Here is a 26,013-nt window from a genome sequence, read left to right on the forward strand (position 1 = left end):
TTCGACAACTGTCAGAAGTAACAGGTAGCTCGTCATTATTCTACTGTTGGCCGGCATCCGAGATACGGCCCGATCGGTCTAATCAAAGGCGTGACGCGGCATTCTGTGTTGCGCCAATCCCTTTTTTTATGGGCGCCGGATGGGCTATCCTCGGGCTCTCCCGCGCCGTCGTCAGTGCCGGGGCAGAGCAGGGAACCCCGATGATCAACAGCAAGCTGCCGAATGTCGGCATCACTATTTTCACGCAGATGTCTCAGCTCGCGGCGCAGACCGGAGCCATCAACCTGTCCCAGGGTTTTCCCGATTTCGACGGCCCGCAGGCACTGCGCGATGCGGTCGGTCGGCACATCGCCAGCGGCCATAACCAGTATTCGCCGATGACCGGCCTGCCGGTCCTGCGCCAGCAGATCGCGGCAAAAATCGCCCGCAGCTATGGCGTGAACGTCGATGCAGATCATGAGGTGACTGTCACCCCGGGTGCGACCCAGGCGATCTTCTGTGCAATCCAGGCGGTTATCCACAGCGGCGATGAAGTCATCGTGTTCGATCCGGCCTACGACAGCTACGAGCCATCGGTGGAACTGGCTGGCGGGCGTTGCGTGCATGTGCAGTTGGGGCTGAAGGATTTCTCCATCGACTTCGACAAGCTCAGTGCAGCCCTGAGCCCGCGCACGCGGATGATCATCCTCAACACCCCGCACAACCCGAGCGGCGCCCTGATCAGTCGCGCAGAGCTTGATCAGTTGGCGGCGCTGATCCGTGATCGCGACATCTATGTGATCAGCGACGAAGTCTACGAACACCTGGTGTTCGACGGCGTTTCACATGTCAGCGTACTGGCCCATGAAGAGCTGTATCAGCGTGCATTCGTGGTCAGCTCGTTCGGCAAGACCTATCACGTCACAGGCTGGAAAACCGGCTACGTGGTGGCGCCGCCGGCGCTGACCGCCGAACTGCGCAAGGTGCATCAATACGTCAGTTTCTGCGGCGTGACGCCGCTGCAATATGCGCTAGCCGACTACATGGCCGAGCATCCGGAACACGTCGAAGAACTGCCGGGCTTCTATCAGGCCAAGCGTGATCTGTTCTGTGATCTGCTGGCGCCGTCCCGATTCAGCTTCACCCGGGTCACCGGCACCTATTTCCAACTGGTCGATTACTCGCAGATCCGTCCCGACCTGAACGACGTCGAGATGGCGATGTGGATGACTCGCGAACATGGTGTGGCGAGCATCCCGGTGTCGGTGTTCTACCAGAACCCACCTGAAGGCCAGCGCCTGGTGCGCCTGTGCTTTGCCAAGCGCGAGGAGACGCTGCGGGAAGCGGCGGGGAAACTATGCGTGATCTGAGTGCGTTGCCCGATCTCAACCTGGCGCTGATCCAGACCAGCCTGGTCTGGCATGACCGTCAGGCCAACCTCGAGCATTTCGACGCGTTGCTGGAGCAGGCGCGTGGTGCGGATCTGATCATTCTGCCGGAGATGTTCACCACCGGATTTTCCATGGAGTCCAAAACCCTGGCCGAAGCCGAAAACGGTCCGACCAGCAAGTGGCTTCGGGCCCAGGCAGCGAAACTGAATGCAGTCGTCACAGGCAGCGTGATTATCCAGGCCGCCGATGGCAGCCACCGCAATCGCTTGTTGTGGGCACGGCCGGACGGCGAAGTGCTGCATTACGACAAGCGCCATCTGTTCCGCATGGCTGGCGAACACAATCACTACACGCCCGGCGAACGCCAGGTGCAGTTCGAACTCAAGGGTTGGCGGGTTCGTCCGCTGATCTGTTACGACCTGCGCTTCCCGGTGTGGAGCCGCGACGCACAGGACACTGATTTGCTGCTGTACACCGCCAACTGGCCGGGGGCGCGGCGTCAGCATTGGAACCGGTTGTTGCCGGCCCGGGCGATCGAAAATCTTTGCTATGTGGCGGCGGTCAACCGGATTGGCACCGATGGCAAGGGCTTCGCTTATACCGGCGACAGTCAGGTGCTGGATTTCCAGGGCGAGACCTTGCTGGCGGCAGGGGAGGCTGACGGGGTGTTCAAGGTGGTTCTGGAAGCGGCTTCGCTGGCGGCTTACCGGGAGCGGTTCCCGGCGAATCTGGATGCGGACACCTTCGAGTTCACCTGACATCTGCAGCGTCTACAAGGGCCTTTTCGCGGGCAAGCCCGCTCCCACAGTGTTCTATGGTGTACATGAGTCTGGGGTGCACCAGCGTCCCCTGTGGGAGCGGGCTTGCCCGCGAAGGGGTCATTACAGACAGCACCAGAATGGCAGGTAAAAAAGGCCCCGGAGTTCGCACTCCGGGGCCTTTTGCATTTCAGCGGTGAAGTTACGCCGCTTTCGCTTCCGGCTGGCTCAGCGAGCGGTTCAGCGCGCTGAACAGGGCCTTGAAGCTGGCGGTGGTGATGTTTTCATCGATGCCCACGCCGTGTACCGCACGTTCACCGTTCACACGCAATTCGATGTACGCCGCAGCCTTGGCGTTGGTGCCCGCGCCGATGGCGTGTTCGTTGTAGTCCATGATCTCCACCGGAATCGGCAGGCCGGCCACCAGTGCTTCCAGCGCGCCGTTGCCCTTGCCGCGCCAGTGCAGGTTGGTTTCGCCCTGACCCTTGCTCGCCACTTCCACTTCGACGGCGCTGTTGCCGTTTTCTTCCTGCAGGCGATGGCTGACCAGCGCGTACGGGGTGTTGGCTTGCAGGTACTCGCTGTGCAGCAGCGCGTGGATTTGCTGCGCGGTCATCTCCAGGCCCAGCCGATCGGTTTCACGCTGCACCACCTGGCTGAATTCGATCTGCATGCGACGCGGCAGGCTGATGCCGTATTCCTGCTCCAGCAGGTAGGCGATGCCGCCCTTGCCCGACTGGCTGTTGACGCGGATCACCGCCTCGTAGCTGCGGCCGATGTCGGCCGGGTCGATCGGCAGATACGGCACTTCCCACAGGGTGTCCGGTTTCTGCTGGGCGAAGCCCTTGCGGATCGCGTCCTGGTGGGAGCCGGAGAACGCGGTGTGCACCAGATCGCCGACGTACGGGTGACGCGGGTGAACCTGGATCTGGTTGCACTCTTCGACGACTTTGCGCACGCCGTCGATGTCGGAGAAGTCCAGTTGCGGGTCGAGACCCTGGGTGTACATGTTCAGTGCCACGGTGACGAGATCGACGTTACCGGTGCGCTCGCCATTGCCGAACAGGCAACCTTCGACGCGGTCGGCGCCGGCCATCAGGCCCAGCTCGGTGGCGGCCACGCCAGTGCCACGGTCGTTGTGGGTGTGCAGGCTGATGATCACGCTGTCACGACGGTTGATGTTGCGGTGGAACCACTCGATCTGGTCGGCGTAGACGTTCGGGGTCGCGCATTCAACGGTGGCCGGCAGGTTGAGGATGATCTTGTGCTCGGGGGTCGGGTTCCAGACCTCGATTACCGCGTCACAGACTTCCTTGGCGAATTCCAGCTCGGTGGCGCTGAAGGTTTCCGGCGAGTATTCGAAGGTCCACTCGGTGTCCGGCTGCATGGCAGCATATTTGACGAACAGCTTGGCGGCGTTCACGGCGATGGCCTTGATCCCGTCCTTGTCCTGGTTGAACACGATGCGACGGAAAGAAGGGGAGGTCGCGTTGTACAGGTGAACAATCGCTTTCTTTGCCCCACGCAGGGATTCGAAGGTGCGCTCGATCAGGTCTTCACGGCCTTGAGTCAACACCTGAATGGTGGTGTCGTCCGGGATGTGGCCGTCTTCGATCAGGGTACGCACGAAGTCGAAGTCGGTTTGCGAAGCGGCCGGGAACGACGCCTCGATTTCTTTCACACCTACCTGCACCAGGGTTTTCCAGAAGCGCAGCTTTTTCACCGCGTCCATCGGCTCGATCAGCGACTGGTTGCCGTCACGCAGGTCGGAGCTGCACCAGATCGGCGCGGCATCGATGGTTTTCGATGGCCAGGTACGATCCGGCAGATTGATCACAGGAAACGCGCGGTATTTCGAAGACGGGTCTTTGAGCATGCTCATCGGGAAATTCCTTATTGTCTGGGCCGAAAAGAGGCGGCCTGCCGGTGGACGAACGTTCTTGGAAAAGCGTGGGACGAGGCGCAGCGATTCAGCCCGGCAGTCGTGCGCTGACGAGGCACAGGCTGCGGTGCTGGCGAAGCTGAATGAGGGTGTGAGAGGTTTTCATGCCTTCAACCCTAACCGCGGGGGATGAGGATGGCAAGCAGTCGAAAAAAATTGAGAGGAATACCCGGAAAGCGGTTTTTTCCGAGATTTTATTCTCGATATGGCGGTAATTGTTGGCGGGGATTGCGCGGACCATTCGTCGTGCGCAATCCCTGCTGGAGGGTGTTCAGCCTGGAATCAAGGCTGGAATGCGCCAATGAAAATCGCCGGATCGACCCGCGCATCGTTCAGGCTGACGTTCCAGTGCATGTGCGGCCCGGTCGCCCGACCTGTAGCGCCCACCTTGCCCACCACTGCACCGCGCGCCAGTTGCTGACCGTTCTGCACATCGATCTTCGACATGTGGCAGAACATGCTGATGAAGCCCTGGCCGTGGTCGACGAACACGGTGTTGCCATTGAAGAAGTAATTACCGATCAGGATCACTTTGCCCGCCGCCGGAGTCTTGATCGGTGTGCCGGCCGGCACCGCAAAGTCGAGGCCTGCGTGCGGATTACGCTCTTCACCGTTGAAGAAACGGCGCACGCCGAACTTGCTCGACAGCGGTCCGTTGACCGGTTTGTCCAGCAGCAGATTGCTCGGCGTGTTCGGGCTGAAGCTGCGATAGGCTTTGATCTGTTCGGCCAGTTCGCCCTCGATGCGCTTCAGATTCGCCGGGTTCGGATTGACCTGCTGGGTGTTCTTCAGGGTGATGTGTTGTTCCGGGTATTTCTTGTTGCCGACACTGAAGCTGAGGTTACGGCCGCCACTGCTGATCTGTTGCGCACCGGGTTTGACGGTCAACGGAACGCCGACAATCGCCAGCCAGTTGTTCTGTTCCTTGACCACCAGCACCGGTTTGCCCTGATACGTGGCTTTCGGCGCTTGCGCAGCGGTCCCCAGATCGACGACAGCCACGCCGCCCGGCACCGGTTTGTTCAGCAGGCGGGTGATGTAACTGTCGGCATGGGCGTTGAAGGTCAGGCACAGCAACAGCAGCGGAGCAAGAAAACGCGGCATGGATCAGTCCAGTAGAGAGAGTGTGACAGGCGTCAGGTGATTGTCCTCGACGCGCACTTGCAGTTCGCCTTCGCCCAGTCTGGCCTTCAGACGCTGGCCGGTGTGGGTCTGCGCGGCGTTGCGGATTGCGTTGCCGCGCTCATCCAGCAGGATGCTGTAGCCACGGCCGAGGGTCGCCAGGGGGCTGACCACGTGCAGGGTCTGCATCTGGCTCTGCAACTGTAAACGGCGTCGTTTCAGGCCTTCGTTCATGGCGCGGGGCAGGCGCTCGGCGAGACTGTCGAGGCGCTGGCGCAACAGGGCCAACTGGCGTCCCGGATGTTGCCCGGCGAGACGGGTTTCCAGGCGGATCAGGCGTTCGCGACGGGTGTTGAGCTGGCGCTCGAAGGCACGGCGCATGCGCATGTCCAGGTCATCCAGACGCTGTGCCTGCTGGCGCAGACGTTCGCCGGGATGACGCAGACGACGGGCCATGCCCTCAAGACGCAGCCGATCACGCATCAGGCGGTCACGCATGCGCATCACCAGTCGGCGATGCAGGCTTTCGACCTGACGGATCAGGTGGCTGGAATCCGGGGCAAGCAGTTCAGCAGCAGCGGACGGTGTCGGTGCGCGCACGTCCGCCACGAAGTCGCTGATCGACACGTCGGTTTCATGGCCGACTGCGCTGACAATTGGCGTAACACAGGCATCGACCGCCCGGGCCACGGCCTCTTCGTTGAAGCACCAGAGGTCTTCCAGCGAGCCGCCGCCACGGGCCAGGATCAGCGCGTCGAAGCCACGGGCATCCGCCAGCTTCAGGGCGCGGACGATCTGCGCGGTGGCTTCGCGGCCCTGAACGGCGGTCGGAATCAGCGTCAGTTGCACTTGCGGCGCGCGGCGGCGGAACACGCTGATGATGTCGCGGATCACCGCACCGGTCGGTGAACTGATGATGCCGATGCGCTGCGGATGCGCCGGCAGCGGCACCTTGCGCTCGGCACTGAACAGGCCTTCGGCGCTGAGCTTTTCCTTCAAGGAATCGAAGGCCAGGCGCAGCGCACCGTCACCGGCCGGCTCCACGGTATCGAGGATCAGCTGATAGTCGCCACGCCCTTCGAACAGCGAGACCTTGCCGCGCACCTTCACCGCCAGGCCATCCTTCAGCGCCTGACGCACCCGCGCAGCATTCTGGCGGAACAGTGCGCAACGCACCTGCGCGCCGCTGTCCTTGAGCGTGAAATACACGTGGCCGGACGCCGGGCGGGCGAGGTTGGAGATTTCGCCTTCGACCCAGATGTTGCTGAACACGTCTTCGAGCAACACCCGCGCGCGGCCGTTGAGCTGGCTGACGGTCAGGACTTCGCGGTCCAGGCCGAGTCTTGCAAAGGGATCTTTAATCATGGGGCGCAGTTTAAAGGCTTTCGCCGATGAATGTCTGGAGGAAGTGTTGCACCAGAGGTGTGGGATTTTGCCGAGAAGCGAGGGCGACGGTACTTCGGCAATCGCCGGTCAGCGGCAGAAATCGCACACCGGGCGGAGCGATGTCCTGCATCGATTCCGGCAGCAAAGCGATGCCGAATCCGGCCTGGATCAATTGCAACTGCGTGGTCTTGCGTGACATCACCCGCGCAGCCTGGGGGAAAAAGCCGTGGCGCATGCACAGGTCGGCGCACAAATAACTCAGCCCGCCGCGTTGCGGGTGGGGGATGGAGATGAAGGCTTCGCCCTTCAATTGCGCCAAATCGACGACCTCCGCCAACCCCAGTCGATGATCCTCCGGCACGGCAAGCAGCAAACGTTCGGTATAGAGCGGCACAACCTGAACATCCTCGCGCTGGCGCAGAACTGGAAGGCGCAGCAAGCCGATGTCGAGCCGGCCCTCTGCCAGTTCTTCGAGCTGTGCCTCCGAGGAGAGCGTGCCGATGTCCAGCGAAACCCCGGGTTGTTGCTCCAGGTAAGTACTCATGTCGCGCAACAGTCGGCCGCTGATCGGTACGGTGCTGGAGTGACACACGCGCAAAGTACCGCGCTGCCCTTGGCCAATTTCCGTGGCCAAAGTGCTGGCCTTGTTCAATTCATTCAGCAGGTTTCTCGCCCGGGGCAGGAACGCTTCGCCAGCGGCGGTGAGCCGGGGCTGGCGCGCGGTGCGTTCGAACAGCGGCGTTTGCAGGCGGGTTTCCATGTCCTTGATCTGCCGGCTTAACGCCGATTGAGCGATGAACAGCCGTTCGGCCGCGGCGCTGAAGCTGCCGCACTCGGCGATTTCCACGAAGTAGCGCAATTGACGGGTTGAAAGCACGAGACATGCCTTTTCGAGATGACTTGGCGGTTTCGATGATATTAGTCGCAACCCTCGGCGCTGGCTAAAGTCATCGCAGGCTTATAAAGGAAGCGAGCGAATGAGTGTGGCGGGGTTGTTGAGCGAATGGTCGTGGGGCGCGCAGGGCTGGGTGGTGATCGGACTGGCCATCGCGCTGGCCTACATCGTGTTCGGGATTGCCGGTTTCGGCACTGCGCTGGTGGCCGGGCCGATCCTGATTCTGTTCATGCCGCTGTCGAAGATCGTGCCGTTGCTGGTGCTGCTGGATTTCGTCGCGGCGTTCGGCAACCTGCTGCCATCGCGGCGCGACGTGGCGAAACCGGAATTGCTGCGGCTGCTGCCATGCATGGCGGTGGGGTGCACGCTGGGGGTGATTTTTCTGCTTAACCTCAAGTCCGATCTGCTGTTGCTGCTGATGGGGTTGTTCATCAGTGCCTATGCGGTTTACAGCTTGTGGATCAAGGCCCGGCCGGCGCAGTTATCCGCCGTGTGGGCGTTGCCGATGGGCACCGTGGGCGGGCTGTTCGGAGCGTTGTTCGGCAGTGGCGGCTTTCTTTATGCGATCTACCTCAACAGCCGACTCCCCAAAGACGCGGCGCGGGCCACGCAAAGTGCGCTGATCAGTTGCAGCACGGTGGTGCGTTTGAGTCTGTTCGCCATCGCCGGGGTGTATGCCGAGCTACCCTTGTTGATGCTTGCGCTGTGCCTGTTGCCGGCCATGGCGCTGGGCTTGTGGATCGGGCGGCGTTTGACCATGCGCCTGTCCCGCGAGGCCTTCGTGCGGCTGGTGACCTGGCTGGTGCTGGCCAGCGGTCTGGCGCTGATCGGCCGCTATTTAAGCACTTGACCGGATTTTGTCAGGGATTAAGCTGCCGGCCGCGTTCGTCGCCGAACATCCTTTGACGCAGCAGGCTTGCACCATGAATTCCCAAAGCATCATCGTCCCGAAAATCTCCAACCTGCCGGTGCACGAACCCCGGGCCCGGGCGATCCTGCGCTGGCTGGTGCGCAAGAACATCGTCAAGGAAGAGCTGAGCACCTGCGGACGTACCGGCAACCGCATGGCCTACGCCATCGCCGATGGCGCCCGCGCAGTGGTGCTGCACCCCGAGGCGCTGCCGTTCGGTGAACCGATCAATGGTCTGGAAATTGTCACCAAGCGCTGCATCTTCACCCCGGCCAAAGGCTTTCTCGAGGAGGCCGGATGTGCCGAGTGCCGCCAGGAGATCGGCGAAGCGCTGTTCGAAAGCCTGGAAGACTGGATGCCGGGGCGCACCGACAACTTCACCTGCCCCGAGTGCGGGCATGAAGATGACATCAATGGATTTCTGTATTTGCAGGAGTGCGCGTTTTCCAACCTCGGGTTCATCTTCAACAACTGGCTGGAGGCGGGGTTCAAGCAGAGTTTCATCGACGAATTCGCGGACTGGCTGGATCAACCGGTGAGCTGGGTCAAGGTCGAGCTTTAGGGGCCGCTTTTTCCGTACATCAGCAACATTGATATAAGACAAGTTTTACATTGAACCCGAAGGGGTGTCTGACTATAATGGCGCGCTTCCATTTTCCCGCTCGGGAGCCCCCGCGATGCTGCGTATCAGCCAAGAAGCTCTGACATTCGACGACATTCTCCTAGTGCCCGGTTATTCCGAGGTGCTTCCTAACGAAGTCAGTCTGAAGACCCGCCTTACCCGTGGCATCGAGCTGAACATTCCTCTGGTTTCTGCCGCCATGGACACCGTCACCGAAGCCCGTCTGGCAATCGCCATGGCTCAGGAAGGTGGCATCGGCATTATCCACAAGAACATGACCATCGAGCAGCAAGCTGCCGAAGTTCGCAAGGTCAAGAAGTTCGAAGCCGGTGTGGTCAAGGATCCGATCACCATCGAGGCTGACGCCACGGTTCGTGATTTGTTCGAACTGACCCGCATGCACAATATTTCCGGCGTTCCGGTCCTGCACGATGGCGACCTGGTCGGCATCGTCACCTCCCGTGACGTGCGTTTCGAAACCCGTCTGGAAGCCACCGTTCGTGAAGTGATGACGCCCAAAGAGCGTCTGGTCACTGTTCGCGAAGGCGCCGACAAGAACGAAGTCCGCGAGCTGCTGCACAAGCACCGTCTGGAAAAAGTCCTGATCGTCGACGACAAGTTTGCCCTCAAAGGCATGATGACCGTCAAAGACATCGAAAAAGCCAAGGCCTACCCGCTGGCCAGCAAAGATGACCAAGGTCGTCTGCGCGTCGGCGCAGCGGTCGGTACCGGTAAAGACACCGGTGACCGCGTTGCAGCCCTGGTCAATGCCGGTGTGGACGTGGTGGTGGTCGACACCGCACACGGTCACTCCAAAGGCGTGATCGACCGCGTTCGCTGGGTCAAAGAGAACTTCCCTGAAGTGCAGGTGATCGGCGGCAACATCGCCACCGGCGCAGCCGCCAAGGCCCTGGCCGAAGCTGGCGCCGACGCAGTCAAGGTCGGTATCGGCCCTGGCTCGATCTGCACCACCCGTATCGTCGCCGGTGTCGGCGTTCCGCAAATCAGTGCCATCGCCAACGTTGCCGCTGCCCTTGAAGGCACCGGTGTTCCGTTGATCGCCGACGGCGGCATCCGTTTCTCCGGTGACCTGTCCAAGGCCATCGTGGCCGGTGCGTCCTGCGTGATGATGGGCTCGATGTTCGCCGGTACCGAAGAAGCACCGGGCGAGATCGAACTGTTCCAGGGCCGTTCGTACAAGGCTTATCGCGGCATGGGTTCGCTGGGCGCCATGTCCCAGGCTCAAGGTTCCTCCGACCGTTACTTCCAGGACTCCTCGGCAGGTGCCGAGAAACTCGTTCCGGAAGGCATCGAAGGCCGTGTTCCTTACAAGGGCACCCTGAGCGCGATCATTCACCAGTTGATGGGCGGTCTGCGTTCCTCGATGGGTTACACCGGCAGCGCCAACATCGAAGAAATGCGCACCAAGCCTGAGTTCGTGCGGATCACCGGTGCCGGCATGGCCGAATCCCACGTCCACGACGTGCAGATCACCAAGGAAGCGCCAAACTACCGCGTAGGTTGAGGCTTCAAGCAAAACGTTAAATGACCGGGGCTGTTTTATTCAGCCCCGAGTCGTTTCTGAATCAAGACTGTTTCTGAATTACTTAGACGAGACTGAATCATGGCCCTCGACATTCACGCTCACCGCATCCTGATCCTCGACTTCGGTTCGCAATACACCCAATTGATCGCTCGCCGCGTGCGCGAGATCGGTGTGTACTGCGAACTGCATCCGTTCGACATGGACGAAGATGCGATCCGCGAATTCGCTCCGAAAGGCGTGATCCTCGCTGGCGGTCCCGAGTCTGTGCACGAAGCCAACAGCCCACGCTGCCCGCAAGCGGTGTTCGATCTGGGCGTACCGGTCTTCGGCATCTGCTACGGCATGCAGACCATGGCCGAACAACTGGGCGGCAAGGTTGAAGGCTCCGAGCTGCGTGAGTTCGGTTATGCCCGTGTTGACGTGGTCGGCAAGAGCCGTCTGCTCGACGGTATCGAAGACCACATCGACGCCGACGGCCTGTTCGGCCTCGACGTATGGATGAGCCACGGTGACAAGGTCACCAAAATGCCGACCGATTTCCACATCCTGGCCAGCACCCCGAGCTGCCCGATCGCCGGCATGTTCAACGACGAGCGCGCTTACTACGGCGTGCAGTTCCACCCGGAAGTGACCCACACCAAGCAGGGCGGTCGCATCCTGTCGCGTTTCGTTCTCGACATCTGCGGCTGTGAAGCCCTGTGGACTCCGTCGAAGATTGCCGAAGACGCCATCGCCAACATTCGCGCGCAGGTCGGTACCGATAACGTGCTGCTGGGGCTGTCCGGTGGTGTGGACTCCTCGGTAGTTGCGGCGCTGCTGCACAAGGCCATCGGCGATCAGCTGACCTGCGTCTTCGTCGACAACGGCCTGCTGCGTCTGCACGAAGGCGAGCAAGTGATGGCCATGTTCGCCGAGAACATGGGCGTCAAGGTGATCCGTGCCAACGCCGAAGACCAGTTCCTGAACAATCTGGCCGGCGAAGCCGATCCGGAGAAGAAGCGCAAGATCATCGGCCGTACCTTCATCGACGTGTTCGATGCCGAATCCTGCAAACTGGACAACATCAAGTACCTGGCCCAGGGCACCATTTACCCGGACGTGATCGAGTCGGCTGGCGCGAAAAGCGGCAAGGCCCACGTGATCAAGTCGCACCACAACGTGGGCGGCCTGCCGGAAGAGATGAACCTGAAACTGGTCGAGCCACTGCGCGAACTGTTCAAGGACGAAGTCCGTCGTCTGGGGCTGGAACTGGGCCTGCCGTACGACATGGTCTACCGTCACCCGTTCCCGGGCCCGGGCCTGGGCGTGCGGATCCTTGGTGAAGTGAAGAAGGAATACGCCGACCTGCTGCGTCGCGCCGACCACATCTTCATCGAAGAACTGCGCAAGGCCGACTGGTACCACAAGGTCAGCCAGGCCTTCGTCGTGTTCCAGCCGGTGAAATCGGTGGGTGTGGTGGGAGATGGCCGTCGTTACGCCTGGGTCGTGGCCCTGCGTGCCGTGGAAACCATCGACTTCATGACCGCACGTTGGGCACACCTGCCTTACGAATTGCTGGAAACCGTTTCCGGCCGCATCATCAATGAAATCGAAGGCATCTCCCGCGTCACTTACGACGTGTCGAGCAAGCCGCCGGCGACGATTGAGTGGGAATGATCCCGCGTCGCGCCCTCTAGAATTCAAGGTTGGATTCGCAGAGGCATAAAAGGGGTTATAGAAAATGCCAGTCAGTTAATCTGACTGGCATTTTTTTTGGGCGGAAAGTGTGGAGGCGGGCGCAGGTATTAGAGGAACTGTGACCGAATCAAATCCGTATCGAACGGTGTTATCCCTTGATCAGGTGCAAACACCGCTTGTGCCTGCTGCGGCGAAGCCACTCGTTCGCCTCGTGCTCGTACATGCAAATCGAATAATGTCTCCAGATCAGGCCGCGGCGTATGTACCAAAGCCCGCAGCATCAACGATATTCCGCTGAGGTTGTTCCCGACATTGTTCCATCGGGGAGCTGAGGTCAGTCCCAGGTCGGCCCAGATCACGCGCCGCTCCTGCAAGTCCATCACGAATGGCAGGCAGATCTGTGTATCGGATGCGATATCGATACGATCGAACACGGTTCGCGGTTCGAATACTTCGCCCGATGCCGTATCGGTGCGGGCCATCCAGCCAGCAAAGCATTCTGGAAGATCGCAGTACGGCTGTTCGGTGAACGAGTTGATAGACGTGACGACGTAACGGATGCCTTTCTCGACGAGGACTTCAAGATCGAGGTCGATGAACTCCGAAGCCCCTTCGGGTGCGTCGACGATGTCGCCGCTGTGGCAGCCGCCGTAATCTCTCAGGTTGTAGTACGCAACCGTTTCTCTGAACACGAAGTTGGCATCGAAAAATGCGGAGGACAAATCGATGTCAGTGCGTGATCGACCGTTTTTCCACCACAGAAAAAGGCGAATAAAACGTGTGTCGGGCATCGGCAATCGACTGCCCCGCACCAGTGTCCGTAGCGATTTCGAAGAAGCGCGTTGTGCCAGCGGTACCCTGTATTCGCGTAATTCTGGATCGATGTAGCAGCGCCCCAATGGCGGTAGTGTCGCAAAACGCGTAACCAGAGCGACCTCGCAGATTCGGGCTGCACGAGCCAGCACCTCGGGTGCGAGAAGCTCTCGGTCATCCTTGATGCCATAGACTTTGGCGAATGAACCTTTGGGTGTGAACGCCCGAAGTGGCAGGGGGCGCGGTGCACGTGACTGGGCCAGCAACTGCAGCAGGACAGGTGAGGACACTTGTGGTGCAACAGCCTCGAACGCATCGAGAACCGGCTCTGGTTCCGTCGCGCGCCGCAGGGTAGCGTCCAGCCGTCGGGCGAACTCACCGGGACGACTCTGTAGCACGTGTACAAGCTCGGTAATATCACGCTGGGCGAATAATGTTTCGACACGTGAACCGAATGAGGCAGGCGCTTCGTTGCGACGCGCTGCGTTGATGGCGGCCAGCGCTCTTGGGTATTTATCGGCGTAATCGCCCGGATGAAGTACTTCAGCCAAGCGTTTCCATCGCTCGGTTTGTCGCATCACGTCTTCCGTAGCGTCGGGTATACGATCGAGCAGACTCAACAACAGACGGCGCATCGATCGCTTCATCGCTTTGAAACGTGTCGTAGCGGTCGCCAGTGACACGTCTCCACCATTCAGCGCGATCGCAAGTCGTAGCACGTCAGTCGCCGTTTCGACGTTTTGCTCCAGAAATGCATTCACCCGTGCATCGCCAGCTACATGCAGGATCAGTGCGCCGCCAACCTGTGCGCGGATCTCCCGGAACGGGACGACCTCAGGCAGCAGGCGGAACACATCATTTTTGTAGTCGCGGATAAACCGGATGACATCGGCCGCTTCCTCTTCGGAGAGCGAGGTGCGTGATGAAACCAGTGGTTCGAGCAGTGACTCGAACTCAGGGATGCTTCCCGGTTCGATAACACAGGGGATGAAGTTGCCTTCAAGCAGTGGAGGTCGAGATTCTTCAGTCGCGGGTAAACGTCGAAGCGTGAGGTAATGCACGACGGCGTTGAGGTACAACTCGGCTTCCGAGGCCGTCAGAACCTGCTCAGGAAAGTCAGGATAGAACGGCCGGTGGTGCACATGAGCGCCACTCCTGCGCCGAAGAACTCCGACAATGTCACGCAACCAGTACTTGAGTTCTGTCGGTGACAACAGGCCGATTTGCTCAATCAGAGCTTCTGACAGTACGCATCGGAACGCCGCGATTTCCCGGACAGCCGACGCGACCTGAGCGCGCGTGGCACCGCCAGTGCCCATCGGGACGTGAACTTTGCTACGGCGACGCAGGAACAGCTCCTGATTCATGCTTGATTTTCTCCCTGAGTCACCGTCGTGAGCGAGCTGCAGCGTCATGTCTACAGCCGATATGAAAACGCCTGCTAGGAGCAGGCGTTGAGTGGAGAGCGGAACCCCTAGTTCATAGGGTTTAGAAGGAAGGTGTTCCATAGCCACGCCGACATTCTACGGAAGGTTTTCGCTTTTTGTCAGGTTGTTATGTCTTACACACGTAACAAGCTACTTCACCGCGCGTTAGGCACACATCATCAATGAAATCGAAGGCATCTCCCGCGTCACTTACGACGTGTCGAGCAAGCCGCCGGCGACGATTGAGTGGGAATGATCCCGCGACACCGGCTGCATTGATGCAAGGAGAAACCCTGGCTATGGCCAGGGTTTTTTTCGTCTGTCGCCATGGACAGGTCAGTGGGGAAGGCGGCTTTGCAGTTGCAGCCCCATCTGTTTCAGTGCGTTGGATAACTGCTCAAGATTATCGTAGGGCACGCGGTGTACCGAGCCCCAGGACGGGCGATCAATGAAATAGCGCCCGTCCGCGAAGGTCTGGACAGGGGTTTGAACAAGCTCGCCGCTCACACTTCTGTGGAACAACCGATAGGCGCCTTGTGAACGTTCGAAAACATACATGCCCGAGCGATAAAGCAGTCGGTGTATTTGCAGTTCGCTTCGGCTGACCGGCGCCGCTTCCAATTGCAAAAGCACATCGACGTAATGCGTATCGACAGTGCCGCCTTGTACCAGCGTCCCTGAATGTGGACCCCGTTCTATATCGATGCCCGGATCCAGAGAGACACGTTCCCCCAGTCCCGGATCGACCTCTTCAATCCGTAGACCAATACCGCCTTCCAGTTCGCTGATACCGGCAACGCCCCTGAACGTATTGGTGTTTTCCACCCCTGTCAGAACCACCCACTTACCCACGTCATTCAGGGTTTTGTCCATGAACATGATGTCGGCTGTCAGGTGATTGGTCATGATTTGCTCCTCAGGCAGTGTGAGCGAAACGGGCTTGTTGTAAGTCGCCGCGCAATCGGTCGCCTGGACTCGAATACCGTTTTCCCGGGCGCTCTTCACCAGTGCCAGTTCGTCGAACTGCTCTGCCGGATCGGTACCGAGTCGGCTCAGGTACTGCTGCAGGTCATCGGTCATGACGCCGGACTTGAAGTATGCATTCAGGTCGGCCTGGGCAAAGTCGCTGAGCAGTCGGCGCACATAAAGGGTCTTGACCCCTGCGCGCGCCAGAGCAGGCATGTTTTCAATGATCAGTCGCATGCTTGTGATACGACCCGGGGTTTCGCCGATAACCAGGCCGGACGCTTCCTCGAGTGCCTGCGCAACGAAGTCCGTGAAGGTCATTGAAGAGGTCATAGCGGGTATCGGCGGACGTGGCGGCAAGTTCGCCCAAGGAAGGTTCTTGTAGAAGCGTCTGGCGGAGATCTGAAGTGCCCGGGCTTTTTCGGCGAAATACAGCGCATAGCGGTTTGGAGCGACTAACCCGCCATCAGGGCCAATGCGCAATTGAATGTGGGTTTCGCGCAGTTGCAGGGCCCACCGCCTCAGTTCGAACTCATGCTGCGGGTCTACCGCGTATGGGGTCTTGAGCAGCCGGATGTTGTTCGAGGTCGATGGCTGGGGCTCGATGGGTGCAGGGTTGGATGGGGCAGGTGGTGTTACGGACTGCTCTGGCTCTGCGGCCGAAGGCTCGCGCGCATCAAGCTCAAGTGCCACATCTAAAGTGCATTGCTTGCCCAGACACTGACCACCCCCCTTGAGTCCCAGTTGGGTCATACGCTCCCATAGGCCTTCGCTGTTCAAACGCACGGGTATTGCGTGGATCAGCTGGTTGGGTTTTATCGGATCGATGATTGCCCAGAATCCGCCGCCCTCTGAATCGTTGAAGTAACGGACGCAATAGGCCGTGTCGTTCATCAGGATGGCATGGGGCGGATGGGTGTTCAGCCTGTAGATTCCCTGGTATTTGCCTGGCTCGGTAACCGGATTCAGGCCCTCGAGTATTTCGTTGGATTGAAAGCGTTGCGGAATCTGTCCGGCTTGTACGGTTTCGGAGGAGGGCGAGGGCCGCTCCTGCAGAACAGGCAGAATCTCGTTCGGTTCTTCTGGTTCCAGCTCCGCTGTTGTTTCGGTTTCTGCCAGTTCGTCTGCCTCGTAGATCTCTGGAGGCACGTCAAACTCGGCCAGTGCACCGAAGCCCTTGAGAAACGGAATGTTAAACAGCGCATCGATACCGCTGAAAATGGCCCCCAGGACACCTTCCTTGCGCTGCGCGGAGGTTTTGCCGTTGACGGCCTTGTCGATATTCAACCCCATGTTGGCGAGGCTGGCGCCAATCACCGGCAATGCGACGGGCCAGCCGACCATGGCCATCGGGCCGAAGACTTTCAGTCCAGCGCTCAGATAGCCGATCCAGAGTTTCTTGCGCAGATCACCGTTCGAGATCAGGGAAAGATCTGCTTCGTCGAACATCGCGTTGTGGGTGCAGTCACGCAGCCAGCTGAATGCATCTACCGTGACGGTGTGATCGTTGCGGTTGATCAGATGATGATCCGAATGCCCCCAGGTGCTGACCAATCGGTTCATCAGGTCGCTGATGTGTTCGCTCATCCAGTGCCGGTCTGCCAGCGAGAAATGGTTGAGAAACAGTTCGCGCGGCGCTTTCTCGTTCAACTGTTGCAAGGCCCACCAGTGCATGTCAGTGGGAGTGTCCAGCACATGAAATGGCTGGTTGTCGCCGGGCACGTAAAGGATCTGGCGGCCTGACGAGTCGATGATGCGCAGGATATCGGTGGCCGTGCGACCGTCGATATCCAGCGCGCAAACCCTCAGGCCATGGCCGGGGATGAACTCGGTTTGCAGACTGTGCAGGCTCACAGGCCAGGTCAGCGGGCCGATGACCGCGCTGATTGCAGTCTGGAAGTCCTCGTCGTTCAGGTGGCCGAGCTCCCGGGCTTCAACGGCTTTGCCGAGGAAGTTGCATTTGGCCAGCGTGCGGAATTGGCTGGAGTGCTGGTCCCAGAACGAGTGCAGCTCGTTGCGGTAACGCTCGCTGAAGTTGATGTTCCAGAAGTCGTTGAGTACCTCGTTACCGTGCAGCCGGACTTCGTTGGTTGCATCGAAGTTTTCGGTGTCCGGCCCTGCGCTGTAAAACCCGCCGTATACGTCGAGCAAGTCGGCGTTGTCCTGATCCGTGGCGCGGAACCGGTGTATCACCAATTGCGTCAGGGTCAGGCTTTCATAGGGCTTCTCACCATAATGCTGCCAACCGGTGAATGATATGGACTGACTCTGAGCTGTTCTGAATCGATGGTAATAGACGTGATCGGGGTCGAGACCGGTAATGCCATGTCTGGCGAGCACTTCGATGGCAACCTGACGGGCCGTATCGTTCAGGCTCGGACACGCCGTGACCACCTGTGTGGCCATGACCTGAAGTGCAGCTCTGTCGGTGTCGTTGGGCAGCGGGCGTTGTTCTGTTGGGTTCATTCGCTCTATTCCTTGAGAGAGAGGAGGGAAGGGTGATCCACTCGCTCAAGGGACGTGCGGTACATGATTACCGCCCGATATTGTCCCGGATGTGCGGCCATCCGCCGCTCCGCCCTTACCGTTTCGCAGGCGCAGGTGTATCGTATTCGCCTTTTGCGGGCACCCAGGCCTGCGGCAGATACGTGAGGTAGTTGTGTCCAAATCCTTTACCCGTCGACAGATACTCGGTGGTCTGGCCGGTCTTGCAGTGGTTGGTGCGGGAGCCGGTGGTGCGACGCGTTACTGGTTGGGCAAGGTGGCGGATGCCAACGCGGGGCACGACTACGAGCTGATCGCTGCACCGCTGGACGTAGAACTTGTGCCAGGCCACAAGACCCAGGCCTGGGCGTTCGGCCCGTCGGCGCCGGGCACTGAATTGCGCGTGCGTCAGGGCGAGTGGCTGCGGGTGCGGTTCATCAACCATCTGCCGGTCGCAACGACCATTCACTGGCACGGCATTCGCCTGCCGCTGGAAATGGACGGCGTGCCTTACGTATCGCAACTGCCGGTACTGCCAGGCGAATACTTCGATTACAAATTCCGCGTGCCGGACGCCGGCAGCTACTGGTATCACCCGCACGTCAGCAGCAGCGAAGAACTCGGTCGCGGCCTGGTCGGGCCGTTGATTGTCGAGGAGCGCGAGCCGACCGGGTTCAGGTACGAAAAGACCCTGAGCCTGAAAAACTGGCATATCGACGACGAGGGTAACTTCGTCGAGTTCAGCATTCCACGCGAAGCGGCCCGTGGCGGTACCGCGGGGCGATTGTCGACCATCAACGGCGTGCCTTCGCCGGTCATCGAATTGCCCGCCGGCCAGATCACCCGCGTACGCCTGCTCAACCTCGACAACACCCTGACCTATCGCATCAACATTCCCGGCGTCGAAGCGCAGATCTATGCGCTGGACGGCAATCCGGTCGAACCGCGCCCGTTGGGCAAGGAATACTGGCTCGGCCCGGGCATGCGCATCTGCCTGGCGATCAAGGCACCGCCGGCCGGTGAGGAACTGTCGCTGCGCAACGGCCCGGTTCGCCTCGGTACCTTACGTTCGGTGGCCAACAATGAGGCGCCGACCGACTGGCCGAAAGCACTGCCGGCCAACCCGGTGGCCGAGCCGGACCTGGCCAATGCCGAGAAACTCAACTTCAATTTCGAATGGGTCGGTTCGGTGTCGGTGAATGTCGACAACGGCAAGCCGCCGAGCCTGTGGCAGATCAACGGCAAGGCCTGGGACATCACCGACAAGACCTGCGCCGACCGGCCGATCGCCAGCCTGAAACTGGGACAGAGTTATATCTTCGAACTCAAGAACATGACCCAGTACCAGCACCCGATCCACCTGCACGGCATGAGCTTCAAGGTGATTGCATCGAATCGGCACAAGATCGTGCCGTACTTCACCGACACTTATCTGCTGGGCAAGAACGAGCGCGCGCAAGTGGCGCTGGTGGCGGATAACCCGGGGGTATGGATGTTCCACTGTCACGTGATCGACCACATGGAAACCGGCCTGATGGCCGCCATCGAGGTGAAGTGATGCGCCAGATTCGCCCCGCGGCGATCATCGACCGCAGCCGTGATCGCGACTTCATGCGCGAAGCCCTGACATTGGCGGCGCAAGGCGCAGCCCTCGGCGAGGTGCCGGTAGGCGCGGTGCTGGTGCAGGACGGCGAGATCATCGGTCGCGGCTTCAATTGCCCGATCAGTACCAGCGACCCCAGTGCCCACGCGGAAATGGTCGCGATCCGTGCGGCGGCGCAGGCGGTGGATAACTATCGTCTGCCGGGCAGCACGCTGTATGTGACGCTAGAGCCGTGCAGCATGTGCGCCGGGCTGATCGTGCATTCGCGGGTTGCTCGCGTGGTGTACGGCGCGCTGGAGCCCAAGGCCGGAATTGTGCAGAGTCAGGGGCAGTTCTTCACTCAGGGTTTTCTCAACCATCGAGTGTTGTATGAAGGCGGGGTGTTGGCGCAGGAGTGTGGGGCGGTGTTGACCGAGTTCTTCAGGGCGAGACGCGCCAAACCCACTGAATAAAAACAAAACAAATGTGGGAGCGGGCTTGCTCGCGAAGAGGGAGTGTCAGTCGATATTGATGTACCTTACACACCGCCTTCGCGAGCAAGCCCGCTCCCACAGGGGATCTCCTTTTTCTGGAGATCGGGGTTATTTCTTCGCGACAATCACCGCCCGCATCGGCGCCGGCAACCCTTCGATCGTCTTGCTGTGATCTTCCGGATCGAGGAAGTCGCTCAACGACTGATACTTCATCCATTCAGTCCCGCGCTGTTCTTCAACAGTGGTGGTGCTCACATCCACGCATTTCACATCCGTGAAACCCGCACGACGCAGCCACAGCTCCAGCGCCGGCACAGACGGCAGGAACCACACGTTACGCATCTGCGCATAACGGTCTTCCGGCACCAGCACTTGGTGCTTGTCACCCTCGACCACCAGCGTCTCCAGCACCAGCTCGCCACCCTTCACCAGGCAATCCTTGAGCGCCAGCAAATGCTCGATCGGCGAGCGACGGTGGTAGAACACACCCATGGAAAACACCGTGTCGAAACCTTCCAGATTCGGCGGCAGGTCTTCGAACGGGAACGGCAGGTGCCAGGCATTCGGCTCTGACAGATAACGCTGCACTGCCTGGAACTGGCAGAAGAACAGCCAATTCGGATCGACGCCGATCACGCTGTCGGCGCCGGCACCGAGCATGCGCCACATGTAGTAACCGTTGCCGCAACCGACATCGAGAATGCGTTTGCCCTTCAGGTCCAGATGCGGAGCGACCCGCGACCACTTCCAGTCCGAACGCCATTCGGTGTCGACGTGCACGCCGAACAGATCGAACGGCCCCTTGCGCCACGGCGACAGACCCATCAGCGCGGTGCGCATTTGTGCGCGGGTTTCGTCGTCGCAATCGGTGTCGAGTTTCAGGCCGTCGAGCAGGTCGACTTCAGTCGGCTGGATCTTCGGCAAGGCGTCCAGCGCACTTTGCCAGCGCTCCAGATCGCCGTGACCCTTCTCCATTTTCTTGTCGAGCTGCACTTGCAGGGTGTTGGCCCATTCGGCCAGCGGCGTGCCGGCCAGACGGCGGGCGAGGGGGGACAGATCAATCATGGCAAGGCAATCAACGAGGCAAAGTTAAGACACTGGAACCACGGCACGACTTTCGAGAACCCGGCGGCCAGCAGGCGTTCGCGGTGTTCTTCGAGGCTGTCGGGCTTCATGACGTTTTCGATGGCGCTGCGCTTCTGGGCGATTTCCAGTTCGCTGTAACCGTTGGCGCGTTTGAACGCGACGTGCAGGTCGGTCAGCAGCGCGTGTTCTTCGGCATCGTTGAAGCGCAGCTTTTCCGACAGAATCAGTGCGCCGCCCGGCAGCAACGATTGGCGAATACGCGACAGCAGCGCCGTGCGCTGCTCCGGGGCGATGAATTGCAGAGTGAAGTTCAGCGCCACCACCGAGGCCGGTTTGAAATCGAGGGCGAGGATGTCGCCTTCGATCACCTCGACCGGCAGCAACTCCTGGAACATCGAATCCTGACCGTTGAGGTATTCACGGCAGCGCTCGACCATCGCCGCCGAGTTATCCACCGCGATCACCCGGCAACCGTCGGTGCGCACGTGGCGGCGCAGGGCCTGGGTCACAGCACCCAACGAAGCGCCAAGGTCATAGAGCACGCTGTTCGGCTGGGCGAACTGCGCCGCGAGCACGCCGAGGTTCTCGACGATGGTCGGGTAACCCGGCACCGAACGCTTGATCATGTCCGGGAACACCCGCACCACGTCTTCGTTGAAGGCGAAGTCAGGCACCTGGGCCATCGGCTGGGCGAAAATGCGATCGGGTTCTTTGCTCACGGCGGTTCCGGCGGTGTCGATGAAAAGGCCGGCATTTTAGCCAAACTGGCGCGCAGATGCGCGGGTTGTCTGATAAACCGCTGGTTCAAAGCTCCGGACGTTTGCTCTGTGAAAACGCCGACGCCGCAATCCCCCACTGCCCCAGCCAGTAACTGAGAATGATGATGTAGGGCGCTGCATTGAACGGTGAGACAAACCGGTTGATGCCGATCACGCTGTCGGAAAACACGAACGCCACTGCGCCGCCCGCCGCCAGCAGTGCCGAATGTTGCGGTACGTCGCTGCCGAGGCGGGCGAGAGCGCGCCAGAGCATGGCGCTGATGGCTGTGCCGTAGACGATCACTGGCACGGTCAACGGGCCGAGTCCGCTGCCGATCAATATGGCCAACAGCACGGCGCCGACGCTGAGCGCCAGGATCAGCGGCAGCAGGGCCAGGCGTCGGCAATCGCTGAGGTAAGCCTTGAGATACGCCAGATGCGCCACCAGAAACGCACCCAGGCCAAACACGAAAAGATCTCCCGGCCACGCCAGCAACACATCGCCGATCAACGAGAAAATCAGACCGAGACTGATCCAGCGGCGATAGTCACTGGGCGGCGCATCGTGCAGCCAGCCAAGCAAGGCCAACACCGGCAGCGGTTTGACCAGCAGACAAAGCAACGCCGCATGGGTGCTGACGCCATAGAGGAAGGTCACGGCGCCCATCAGTGCGAGGATCAGCCAGCCCACGGTCAGTTCACCGAAATGGCGCAGTCAAAGGTTTCCACCGGCAGCACTTCCGGTGCCCACGGTTGCTGCGAGGTCAGACGCAGGCGCCCGGTGCCGGTGGCGAAAGCCTGGAAGCGCCAGGTCGAGAGACCGGCTGCGCCGACCACGCCGGCATCTTCCGGATTGCTGTAGACCTCGGGGCTGAGGGCGCGCAATACGCCGCCGGCAGAATCCTGGATGGCCCAGCGGTAACCGGTAGTCGGGTTGCTCGGGAGCATGACGATCAGGTTTTGCCCGTTGGTCAGCCGTACCGGACATTCGCTCTGTTTTTCCACGGTCACATTGTGTTTCGGTTGCGTGGCGCAGGCGGCCAGCAGGGCGAAGGACAGGGGGACAAACAGGCGAGTGGGGGACATGGATTCAGTGGCTCCGGTGTTGGCGACGAACGGCGAGCATAACTGAAGATGAGACAAAGTGTGACAACGCCACCCCTCACCCTAACCCTAACCCTCTCCCAGAGGGAGAGGGGACTGACCGAGGTGTCTTTTGAGGTACATCGACCTGAAAGATCGAGTTGATTATGGATTCAGTGAAGAGCTTTCAGGTCGGCGTATCTCTTAAATATCCCCCACTCGGCTCCCTCTCCCTCCGGGAGAGGGCTGGGGTGAGGGGGTAGCGATGCCAGCCCCCCTCGATAGCTCAAGACGAAATCAGAAAAGCACCTTCGCTACATCCGAAAACTTCTTGGCGAAATGCACAGTGATGCCTTCCTTCAAGTAATCCGGCAGTTCCTCGAAGTTACCCCGGTTCGGTTCCGGCAGAATCAACTCGAAAATCTTCTGCCGCCGCGCCGCAATCACTTTTTCGCGCACCCCGCCAATCGGCAGTACATGCCCGGTGAGCGTCAGTTCGCCGGTCATCGCCACGCCTTTTTTCGGCGGCTGATTACGGGCGAGGGAGAGCAGGGCGCTGGCCATGGTCACGCCGGCACTTGGGCCGTCTTTCGGCGTGGCGCCTTCCGGCACGTGCAGGTGGACGAACGCCTCGTCGAAGAATTTCGGATCGCCACCGAAGGATTTTAGGTGCGAACTGACGTAGCTGTAGGCGATCTCCGCCGACTCCTTCATGACATCGCCCAGTTGCCCGGTGAGTTTGAAACCACGGTTGAGCGTGTGAATGCGCGTAGCTTCGATCGGCAGGGTCGCGCCGCCCATGCTGGTCCAGGCAAGCCCCGTGATGACACCGGTGCCGGACAGCACTTGCTCGTTGCGAAACACCGGATGGCCGAGAGACGCTTCGAGGTCTTTCGGGCCGAGCTTGATCACGGCTTTCGGCTCGTCGATCAGCTTCATCACCGCTTTGCGCACCAGTTTGCCCATCTGTTTTTCCAGCTGGCGCACACCGGCTTCACGGGCGTAACCGTCGATCAGGGCCTTGAGCGCCGTGTCGCTGATGCTAAGGCTGCCCTTGGACACGCCGGCCTTTTCCAGCAGTTTCGGCCACAGGTGACGCTTGGCAATGGCGACTTTTTCTTCGGTGATGTAGCCCGACAGGCGAATCACTTCCATCCGGTCCAGCAACGGGCCGGGAATCGAATCCAGGGTGTTGGCGGTGCAGACGAACAGGACTTTCGACAGGTCCATCCGCAGGTCCAGATAGTGGTCGAGGAATTCGACGTTCTGTTCCGGATCAAGGGTTTCCAGCAGCGCCGAGGCCGGGTCGCCCTGGTAGCTCTGGCCCATCTTGTCGATCTCGTCGAGCATGATCACCGGGTTCATCACTTCGACGTCTTTCAACGCCTGCACCAGTTTGCCCGGCTGCGCGCCGATGTAGGTGCGGCGGTGGCCCTTGATCTCGGCCTCGTCGCGCATACCGCCGAGGCTGAAGCGGTAGAACGGCCGGCCGAGGGATTCGGCGATGGACTTGCCGACGCTGGTTTTACCCACGCCCGGCGGGCCCACCAGCAGCACGATGGAACCGCTGATCTCGCCTTTATAGGCGCCGACGGCGAGGAATTCGAGAATGCGGTCCTTGATGTCGTCGAGGCCGGCGTGGTGTTTGTCGAGCACCTTGCGCGCGTGCTTGAGATCGAGTTTGTCCTCGCCATACACGCCCCACGGCACCGAGGTCGCCCAGTCGAGGTAGTTGCGGGTGACCGCGTACTCCGGCGATCCGGTTTCGAGGATCGACAGCTTGTTCATCTCTTCTTCAAGGCGCTTCTGCACTTGCGTCGGCAGGACCTTGCCCTCCAGGCGCTGCTCGAACTGTTCGAGGTCAGCGCTGCGGTCGTCCTTGGTCAGGCCGAGTTCCTGCTGGATGACCTTGAGCTGTTCTTTAAGGAAGAACTCGCGCTGATGCTCGCCGATCTTGCGGTTCACTTCGGCGGAGATTTCTTTTTGCAGGCGCGCGACTTCGACTTCCTTGCGCAGCATCGGCAGGACTTTTTCCATGCGCTTGAGCATTGGCACGCAGTCGAGCACTTCCTGCAGTTCATTCCCGGTCGCCGACGTGAGGGCGGCGGCAAAATCTGTCAGAGGCGACGGATCGTTGGGGCTGAAGCGGTTGAGGTAGTTCTTCAGCTCTTCGCTGTACAGCGGATTGAGCGGCAGCAGTTCCTTGATCGCGTTGATCAGCGCCATGCCGTAGGCCTTGACCTCGTCGGTCGGCTCGGTGGGCTGGTGCGGGTATTCGACCTCCACCAGATACGGTGGGCGGTGGTGTTTGAGCCAGGTCTTGATGCGTACACGGCTCAGGCCCTGGGCAACGAATTGCAGTTTGCCGTTTTCGCGGCTGGCATGGTGCACCTTGACCAGGGTGCCGTATTGCGGCAACGCCTTGGTGTCGAAGTGGCGCGGGTCTTCCTGGGGCGTGTCCATGAAGAACAGGGCCAGGGAGTGGTGTTCGGATTTGCTGACCAGTTCGAGGGTTTCGGCCCAGGGTTCTTCGTTGACGATGACCGGCAGGACCTGGGCCGGGAAGAACGGGCGGTTGTGGATCGGGATGATGTAGACCTTGTCCGGCAGGTTCTGGCCGGGCAGGGCGAGGCCTTTGCCGGGGACGTGGTGTTCGATGTGTTCGGCGTCGGTTTCGGTGATGTCGTCGGGGTTCTCGGGGAATTCTTGCTGGTCGCTCATGGGGCACCTGCGCAATTGGGTATGGCTGTTAGATGGGGCAGGGTTTGGGTGGTTTCAATGGGGTGGGGTGTTTCTGGTTGTGTGTTCAGGGTTTTGACAGGGTTTTGGGGGTTGGGCTTGGCGGCCTTTGGGCCGACCATGCTCTGGGTGTTTTGGGTGAATATCCGTTGCTTCGGGTGTTGCCGCTGGCGGTTTCGCCCTTACGGCGAGTCACTTTTTTCAAACGCCCGGAATGCCGGCCCAGAAAAAAGTAACCAAAAACGCTGGGCCCCGGCGTTCGGCACCTCGCTTTGGCTCGGTGTTCCTTCGCTCCGGGATTCATCCGGGGGCATCGCCTCCGGTTTGCTTCGCTGCACCTCCTCTCGATGTGT

Annotated in this window: 19 protein-coding genes; 8 read left to right on the plus strand and 11 right to left on the minus strand. The window is 60.3% G+C overall.

What is annotated here, in order from left to right; genetic code table 11:
- Positions 1 to 200 precede the first annotated feature (200 nt).
- Together J5M72_RS22540 and J5M72_RS22545 are read left to right on the plus strand one after the other, a co-directional pair.
- Positions 201 to 1,349, plus strand: coding sequence for a pyridoxal phosphate-dependent aminotransferase (locus J5M72_RS22540; protein ID WP_169431773.1), 1,149 nt, complete (start codon positions 201 to 203; stop codon positions 1,347 to 1,349).
- Positions 1,337 to 2,128 carry an amidohydrolase gene (locus J5M72_RS22545; protein WP_169431772.1) on the plus strand — a complete coding sequence of 264 codons (792 nt, stop codon included), beginning with the start codon at positions 1,337 to 1,339 and terminating at the stop codon, positions 2,126 to 2,128. The genes J5M72_RS22540 and J5M72_RS22545 overlap by 13 nt, the downstream gene beginning before the upstream one ends.
- Before the next feature lie 202 nt (positions 2,129 to 2,330).
- Here J5M72_RS22545 and leuA read toward each other — a convergent pair whose 3' ends face one another.
- From leuA to J5M72_RS22565, 4 genes are all read right to left on the minus strand, one after another.
- On the minus strand, positions 2,331 to 4,010 hold the full coding sequence (gene leuA, locus J5M72_RS22550; protein WP_169431771.1) for a 2-isopropylmalate synthase: 1,680 nt from the start codon (positions 4,008 to 4,010) through the stop codon (positions 2,331 to 2,333).
- A 342-nt stretch (positions 4,011 to 4,352) separates the two neighbouring features.
- Positions 4,353 to 5,174 carry a peptidoglycan DD-metalloendopeptidase family protein gene (locus J5M72_RS22555; protein WP_169431770.1) on the minus strand — a complete coding sequence of 274 codons (822 nt, stop codon included), beginning with the start codon at positions 5,172 to 5,174 and terminating at the stop codon, positions 4,353 to 4,355.
- 3 nt (positions 5,175 to 5,177) lie between these two features.
- The gene (gene xseA / locus J5M72_RS22560) at positions 5,178 to 6,557 is read right to left on the minus strand and encodes an exodeoxyribonuclease VII large subunit (RefSeq protein ID WP_207867141.1); all 1,380 of its coding nucleotides are present in this window, start codon (positions 6,555 to 6,557) and stop codon (positions 5,178 to 5,180) included.
- A 10-nt stretch (positions 6,558 to 6,567) separates the two neighbouring features.
- Positions 6,568 to 7,455, minus strand: coding sequence for a LysR substrate-binding domain-containing protein (locus J5M72_RS22565; RefSeq protein ID WP_207867142.1), 888 nt, complete (start codon positions 7,453 to 7,455; stop codon positions 6,568 to 6,570).
- A gap of 100 nt (positions 7,456 to 7,555) precedes the next feature.
- Between J5M72_RS22565 and J5M72_RS22570 the strand changes: the two genes are divergently transcribed.
- From J5M72_RS22570 to guaA, 4 genes are all read left to right on the plus strand, one after another.
- On the plus strand, positions 7,556 to 8,323 hold the full coding sequence (locus J5M72_RS22570; protein ID WP_207867143.1) for a sulfite exporter TauE/SafE family protein: 768 nt from the start codon (positions 7,556 to 7,558) through the stop codon (positions 8,321 to 8,323).
- Positions 8,324 to 8,396: 73 nt separating this feature from the next.
- Positions 8,397 to 8,945, plus strand: coding sequence for a sugar ABC transporter ATPase (locus J5M72_RS22575; RefSeq protein ID WP_207867144.1), 549 nt, complete (start codon positions 8,397 to 8,399; stop codon positions 8,943 to 8,945).
- Positions 8,946 to 9,060: 115 nt separating this feature from the next.
- Positions 9,061 to 10,530, plus strand: a complete 1,470-nt coding sequence (gene guaB, locus J5M72_RS22580; RefSeq protein ID WP_034156270.1) for an IMP dehydrogenase — start codon at positions 9,061 to 9,063, stop codon at positions 10,528 to 10,530.
- 99 nt (positions 10,531 to 10,629) lie between these two features.
- Positions 10,630 to 12,207 (plus strand): glutamine-hydrolyzing GMP synthase, encoded by a 1,578-nt coding sequence (gene guaA, locus J5M72_RS22585; RefSeq protein ID WP_207867145.1) that lies wholly within the window; start codon positions 10,630 to 10,632, stop codon positions 12,205 to 12,207.
- A 128-nt stretch (positions 12,208 to 12,335) separates the two neighbouring features.
- On the opposite strand, the gene J5M72_RS22590 is transcribed toward guaA, so the two are convergent.
- Positions 12,336 to 14,408 carry a TerD family protein gene (locus J5M72_RS22590; protein ID WP_207867146.1) on the minus strand — a complete coding sequence of 691 codons (2,073 nt, stop codon included), beginning with the start codon at positions 14,406 to 14,408 and terminating at the stop codon, positions 12,336 to 12,338.
- A 396-nt stretch (positions 14,409 to 14,804) separates the two neighbouring features.
- Complete coding sequence (locus tag J5M72_RS22600) at positions 14,805 to 17,900, minus strand: membrane-targeted effector domain-containing toxin (RefSeq protein WP_207867147.1); 3,096 nt, start codon at positions 17,898 to 17,900, stop codon at positions 14,805 to 14,807.
- Positions 17,901 to 18,093: 193 nt separating this feature from the next.
- On the opposite strand from J5M72_RS22600, the gene J5M72_RS22605 reads away from it, so the two are divergent.
- Positions 18,094 to 19,476: a multicopper oxidase family protein gene (locus J5M72_RS22605; RefSeq protein ID WP_207867148.1), complete on the plus strand. Its 1,383-nt coding sequence runs from the start codon at positions 18,094 to 18,096 to the stop codon at positions 19,474 to 19,476.
- Complete coding sequence (gene tadA, locus J5M72_RS22610) at positions 19,476 to 19,973, plus strand: tRNA adenosine(34) deaminase TadA (protein WP_207867149.1); 498 nt, start codon at positions 19,476 to 19,478, stop codon at positions 19,971 to 19,973. Before J5M72_RS22605 ends, tadA begins: the two co-directional genes overlap by 1 nt.
- Positions 19,974 to 20,102: 129 nt before the next feature.
- Here tadA and cmoB read toward each other — a convergent pair whose 3' ends face one another.
- The 5 genes from cmoB to lon form a co-directional block, all read right to left on the minus strand.
- Entirely contained in the window at positions 20,103 to 21,059 is a 957-nt protein-coding gene (gene cmoB / locus J5M72_RS22615) for a tRNA 5-methoxyuridine(34)/uridine 5-oxyacetic acid(34) synthase CmoB (protein ID WP_007956659.1), read from the minus strand.
- Positions 21,056 to 21,763, minus strand: coding sequence for a carboxy-S-adenosyl-L-methionine synthase CmoA (gene cmoA / locus J5M72_RS22620; protein WP_219737186.1), 708 nt, complete (start codon positions 21,761 to 21,763; stop codon positions 21,056 to 21,058). The genes cmoB and cmoA overlap by 4 nt, the downstream gene beginning before the upstream one ends.
- A gap of 121 nt (positions 21,764 to 21,884) precedes the next feature.
- Positions 21,885 to 22,529, minus strand: coding sequence for a lysoplasmalogenase (locus tag J5M72_RS22625; protein ID WP_207867150.1), 645 nt, complete (start codon positions 22,527 to 22,529; stop codon positions 21,885 to 21,887).
- Positions 22,530 to 22,531: 2 nt separating this feature from the next.
- Entirely contained in the window at positions 22,532 to 22,924 is a 393-nt protein-coding gene (locus J5M72_RS22630) for a protease inhibitor I42 family protein (protein WP_169431761.1), read from the minus strand.
- 294 nt (positions 22,925 to 23,218) lie between these two features.
- Positions 23,219 to 25,642 (minus strand): endopeptidase La, encoded by a 2,424-nt coding sequence (lon, locus tag J5M72_RS22635; protein ID WP_243433436.1) that lies wholly within the window; start codon positions 25,640 to 25,642, stop codon positions 23,219 to 23,221.
- Between the last annotated feature and the right edge of the window lie 371 nt (positions 25,643 to 26,013).

The sequence above is a fragment of the Pseudomonas sp. 58(2021) genome (assembly GCF_017491585.1).
GTDB lineage: Bacteria > Pseudomonadota > Gammaproteobacteria > Pseudomonadales > Pseudomonadaceae > Aquipseudomonas > Aquipseudomonas fluorescens_BT.

What these genes read in the sequence shown, in the direction of transcription:
- J5M72_RS22540 (WP_169431773.1), top strand. Translation starts at nt 201, where the DNA reads ATGATCAACAGCAAGCTGCCGAATGTCGGCATCACTATTTTCACGCAG.
- J5M72_RS22545 (WP_169431772.1), top strand. Translation starts at nt 1,337, where the DNA reads ATGCGTGATCTGAGTGCGTTGCCCGATCTCAACCTGGCGCTGATCCAG.
- leuA (WP_169431771.1), bottom strand. Translation starts at nt 4,010, where the DNA reads ATGAGCATGCTCAAAGACCCGTCTTCGAAATACCGCGCGTTTCCTGTG.
- J5M72_RS22555 (WP_169431770.1), bottom strand. Translation starts at nt 5,174, where the DNA reads ATGCCGCGTTTTCTTGCTCCGCTGCTGTTGCTGTGCCTGACCTTCAAC.
- xseA (WP_207867141.1), bottom strand. Translation starts at nt 6,557, where the DNA reads ATGATTAAAGATCCCTTTGCAAGACTCGGCCTGGACCGCGAAGTCCTG.
- J5M72_RS22570 (WP_207867143.1), top strand. Translation starts at nt 7,556, where the DNA reads ATGAGTGTGGCGGGGTTGTTGAGCGAATGGTCGTGGGGCGCGCAGGGC.
- J5M72_RS22575 (WP_207867144.1), top strand. Translation starts at nt 8,397, where the DNA reads ATGAATTCCCAAAGCATCATCGTCCCGAAAATCTCCAACCTGCCGGTG.
- guaB (WP_034156270.1), top strand. Translation starts at nt 9,061, where the DNA reads ATGCTGCGTATCAGCCAAGAAGCTCTGACATTCGACGACATTCTCCTA.
- guaA (WP_207867145.1), top strand. Translation starts at nt 10,630, where the DNA reads ATGGCCCTCGACATTCACGCTCACCGCATCCTGATCCTCGACTTCGGT.
- J5M72_RS22590 (WP_207867146.1), bottom strand. Translation starts at nt 14,408, where the DNA reads ATGAATCAGGAGCTGTTCCTGCGTCGCCGTAGCAAAGTTCACGTCCCG.
- J5M72_RS22600 (WP_207867147.1), bottom strand. Translation starts at nt 17,900, where the DNA reads ATGAACCCAACAGAACAACGCCCGCTGCCCAACGACACCGACAGAGCT.
- tadA (WP_207867149.1), top strand. Translation starts at nt 19,476, where the DNA reads ATGCGCCAGATTCGCCCCGCGGCGATCATCGACCGCAGCCGTGATCGC.
- cmoB (WP_007956659.1), bottom strand. Translation starts at nt 21,059, where the DNA reads ATGATTGATCTGTCCCCCCTCGCCCGCCGTCTGGCCGGCACGCCGCTG.
- cmoA (WP_219737186.1), bottom strand. Translation starts at nt 21,763, where the DNA reads ATGGCCCAGGTGCCTGACTTCGCCTTCAACGAAGACGTGGTGCGGGTG.
- J5M72_RS22630 (WP_169431761.1), bottom strand. Translation starts at nt 22,924, where the DNA reads ATGTCCCCCACTCGCCTGTTTGTCCCCCTGTCCTTCGCCCTGCTGGCC.
- lon (WP_243433436.1), bottom strand. Translation starts at nt 25,642, where the DNA reads ATGAGCGACCAGCAAGAATTCCCCGAGAACCCCGACGACATCACCGAA.